Source organism: Halomonas sp. B23F22_20, from assembly GCF_043496985.1.
GTDB lineage: Bacteria > Pseudomonadota > Gammaproteobacteria > Pseudomonadales > Halomonadaceae > Halomonas.
This window is the reverse complement of the sequence record NZ_JBIEKH010000039.1, coordinates 19,327-23,589: the sequence shown is the minus strand read 5'-3', so window position 1 is coordinate 23,589 and position 4,263 is coordinate 19,327. Positions and strand designations below refer to the sequence as shown.

1 protein-coding gene is annotated in these 4,263 nt (G+C 65.8%); it reads right to left on the bottom strand.

All coding sequences use genetic code 11. From position 1 onward, the window contains the following. Positions 1-4,263, bottom strand: a 4,263-nt coding sequence (locus tag ACGTN6_RS19980) for a beta strand repeat-containing protein (protein WP_394594737.1), incomplete at both ends; no start/stop codon positions are given.

The window sequence follows — 4,263 nt, the reverse complement described above, 5'->3', positions numbered from 1 at the left end:
CGGTCGGGTCGGTGACCGTGGCGGTGACGCTGACGTCGGTGTCGCCTTCGGCAACCGGGACTTCCACCGTAACGCCGTTGTCCAGGTCGTCCTGGGTGACCTCGCGCTCGTCGAGGACGTTGCCGTCCTTGTCGGTGACCGTCAGGGTATCACCGACTTCAGTCCCCTCTTCCAGGGTGACGTCAGCGGTGACCGTGCCGTCGTCGCCGATCTCGTCCTGGCTGTAGGTACCGTCGTCGCCGCTACCGGTCAGCTCGACCGTGACCGCGGGCGGCACGTTGTCCACCGGCTTCTGATCGTCGTCGCTGGCGGTATTGCCCGCAGGATCGGTGACCGTGGCGGTCACGCTAACCTCGGTGTCGCCTTCGGCAACCGGGACCTCGACGCTGACGCCGTTGTCCAGATCGTCCTGGGTGACCGGACGATTCAGCAGTTCATTACCGTCTTTGTCGGTAACAATCAGGGTATCGCCCACCTCGGTACCCTCTTCCAGGGTGACGTCAGCGGTGACCGTGCCGTCGTCGCCGATCTCGTCCTGGCTGTAGGTACCGTCGTCGCCGCTGCCGGTCAGCTCGACCGAGACCGCGGGCGGCACGTTGTCCACCGGCTTCTGATCGTCGTCGCTGCTGGTATTGCCGGTCGGGTCGGTGACCGTGGCGGTGACGCTGACGTCGGTGTCGCCTTCGGCAACCGGGACTTCCACCGTAACGCCGTTGTCCAGGTCGTCCTGGGTGACCTCGCGCTCGTCGAGGACGTTGCCGTCTTTGTCGGTGACCACCAAGGTATCGCCCACCTCGGTGCCGTCTTCCAGGGTGACCTGGGCAGTGACGGTGCCGTCGTCGCCGATCTCGTCCTGGCTGTAGGTACCGTCGTCGCCGCTGCCGGTCAGCTCGACCGAGACCGCGGGCGGTACGTTGTCCACCGGCTTCTGATCGTCGTCGCTGGCGGTATTGCCGGCCGGGTCGGTGACCGTGGCGGTCACGCTAACCTCGGTGTCGCCTTCGGCAACCGGGACCTCGACGCTGACGCCGTTGTCCAGATCGTCCTGGGTGACCGGACGATTCAGCAGTTCATTACCGTCTTTGTCGGTAACAATCAGGGTATCGCCCACCTCGGTACCCTCTTCCAGGGTGACGTCAGCGGTGACCGTGCCGTCGTCGCCGATCTCGTCCTGGCTGTAGGTACCGTCGTCACCGCTGCCGGTCAGCTCGACCGAGACCGCGGGCGGCACGTTGTCCACCGGCTTCTGATCGTCGTCGCTGGCGGTATTGCCCGCAGGATCGGTGACCGTGGCGGTCACGCTGACATCGGTGTCGCCAGGCGAGACTGGGACTTCGACGCTAACGCCGTTGTCCAGATCGTCCTGGGTGACCTCGCGCTCGTCTAGGACGTTGCCATCCTTGTCGGTCACGACCAGGGTATCGCCCACTTCGGTGCCGTCTTGCAGGGTGACGTCAGCGGTGACAGTGCCGTCGTCGCCGATCTCGTCCTGGCTGTAGGTACCGTCATCGCCGCTGCCGGTCAGCTCGACCGTGACCGCGGGCGGCACGTTGTCCACCGGCTTCTTATCGTCGTCGCTGGCGGTATTGCCCGCAGGGTCGGTGACCGTGGCGGTGACGCTGACGTCAGTGTCGCCCGGCGACACCGGGACTTCGACGCTAACGCCGTTGTCCAGGTCGTACTGGGTGACCGGACGATTCAGCAGTTCATTACCGTCCTTGTCGGTAACAATCAGGGTATCGCCGACCTCGGTCCCCTCTTCCAGGGTGACGTCAGCGGTGACGGTGCCGTCGTCGCCGATCTCGTCCTGGCTGTAAGTACCGTCGTCGCCGCTGCCGGTCAGCTCGACCGAGACCGCGGGCGGTACGTTGTCCACCGGCTTCTGATCGTCGTCGCTGCTGGTATTGCCGGTCGGGTCGGTGACCGTGGCGGTCACGCTGACGTCGGTGTCGCCCGGCGACACCGGGACCTCGACGCTGACGCCGTTGTCCAGATCGTCCTGGGTGACCGGACGATTCAGCAGTTCATTACCGTCTTTGTCGGTGACCGTCAGGGTATCGCCGACCTCGGTACCCTCTTCCAGGGTGACCTCGGCAGTGACCGTGCCGTCGTCGCCGATCTCGTCCTGGCTGTAGGTGCCGTCGTCGCCGCTACCGGTCAGCTCGACCGAGACCGCGGGCGGCACGTTGTCCACCGGCTTCTGATCATCGTCGCTGGCGGTGTTGCCGGTCGGGTCGGTGACCGTGGCGGTGACGCTGACGTCGGTGTCGCCCGGCGACACCGGGACCTCGACGCTGACGCCGTTGTCCAGGTCGTCCTGGGTGACCGGACGATTCAGCAGTTCATTACCGTCTTTGTCGGTGACCGTCAGGGTATCGCCGACCTCGGTGCCGTCTTCCAGGGTGACCTGGGCGGTGACCGTGCCGTCGTCGCCGATCTCGTCCTGGCTGTAGGTACCGTCGTCGCCGCTGCCGGTCAGCTCGACCGTGACCGCGGGCGGCACGTTGTCCACCGGCTTCTGATCGTCGTCGCTGCTGGTATTGCCGGTCGGGTCGGTGACCGTGGCGGTGACGCTGACGTCAGTGTCGCCCGGCGACACCGGGACCTCGACGCTGACGCCGTTGTCCAGATCGTCCTGGGTGACTTCACGCTCGTCGAGGACGTTGCCGTCCTTGTCGGTGACCACCAAGGTATCACCGACTTCAGTCCCCTCTTCCAGGGTGACGTCAGCGGTGACGGTGCCGTCGTCGCCGATCTCGTCCTGGCTGTAGGTACCGTCGTCGCCGCTACCGGTCAGCTCGACCGAGACCGCGGGCGGTACGTTGTCTACCGGCTTCTTATCGTCGTCGCTGGCGGTATTGCCGGCAGGATCGGTGACCGTGGCGGTCACGCTGACGTCGGTGTCGCCTTCGGCAACCGGGACCTCGACGCTGACGCCGTTGTCCAGATCGTCCTGGGTCACCGTGCGCTCGTCGAGGACGTTGCCATCCTTGTCGGTCACGACCAGGGTATCGCCCACTTCGGTGCCGTCTTCCAAGGTGACTTCAGCGGTAACGGTGCCGTCGTCGCCGATCTCGTCCTGACTGTAGGTACCGTCGTCGCCGCTGCCGGTCAGCTCGACCGAGACCGCGGGCGGTACGTTGTCCACCGGCTTCTGATCGTCGTCGCTGCTGGTGTTGCCGGCCGGGTCGGTGACCGTGGCGGTCACGCTGACGTCGGTGTCGCCTTCGGCAACCGGGACTTCCACCGTAACGCCGTTGTCCAGATCGTCCTGGGTGACCGGACGATTCAGCAGTTCATTACCGTCTTTGTCGGTGACCGTCAGGGTGTCGCCTACCTCGGTGCCGTCTTCCAGGGTGACGTCAGCGGTGACCGTGCCGTCGTCGCCGATCTCGTCCTGACTGTAGGTACCGTCGTCGCCGCTACCGGTCAGCTCGACCGTGACCGCAGGCGGTACGTTGTCCACCGGCTTCTGATCGTCGTCGCTGGCAGTGTTGCCGGCCGGGTCGGTGACCGTGGCGGTGACGCTGACGTCAGTGTCGCCCGGCGACACCGGGACCTCGACGCTGACGCCGTTGTCCAGATCGTCCTGGGTGACTTCACGCTCGTCGAGGACGTTGCCGTCCTTGTCGGTGACCACCAAGGTATCACCGACTTCAGTCCCCTCTTCCAGGGTGACGTCAGCGGTGACGGTGCCGTCGTCGCCGATCTCGTCCTGGCTGTAGGTACCGTCGTCGCCGCTACCGGTCAGCTCGACCGTGACCGCGGGCGGTACGTTGTCCACCGGCTTCTGATCGTCGTCGCTGGCAGTGTTGCCGGTCGGGTCGGTGACCGTGGCGGTGACGCTGACGTCGGGATCGCCCGGCTCGACGGGGACCTCGACGGTCACGCCGTTGTCCAGGTCGCTCTGGGTGATCTCGCGCTCGTCGAGGACGTTGCCATCCTTGTCGGTGACCACCAAGGTATCACCGACCTCGGTACCCTCTTCCAGGGTGACGTCAGCGGTGACGGTGCCGTCGTCGCCGATCTCGTCCTGACTGTAGGTGCCGTCGTCACCGCTGCCGGTCAGCTCGACCGAGACCGCCGGCGGCACATTGTCGATCGGCTTCTGATCGTCGTCGCTGGCGGTATTGCCGGTCGGGTCGGTGACCGTGGCGGTGACGCTAACCTCGGTGTCGCCTTCGGCAACCGGTACTTCCACCGGAACGCCGTTATCCAGATCGTCCTGGGTCACCGTGCGCTCGTCGAGGACATTGCCGTCCT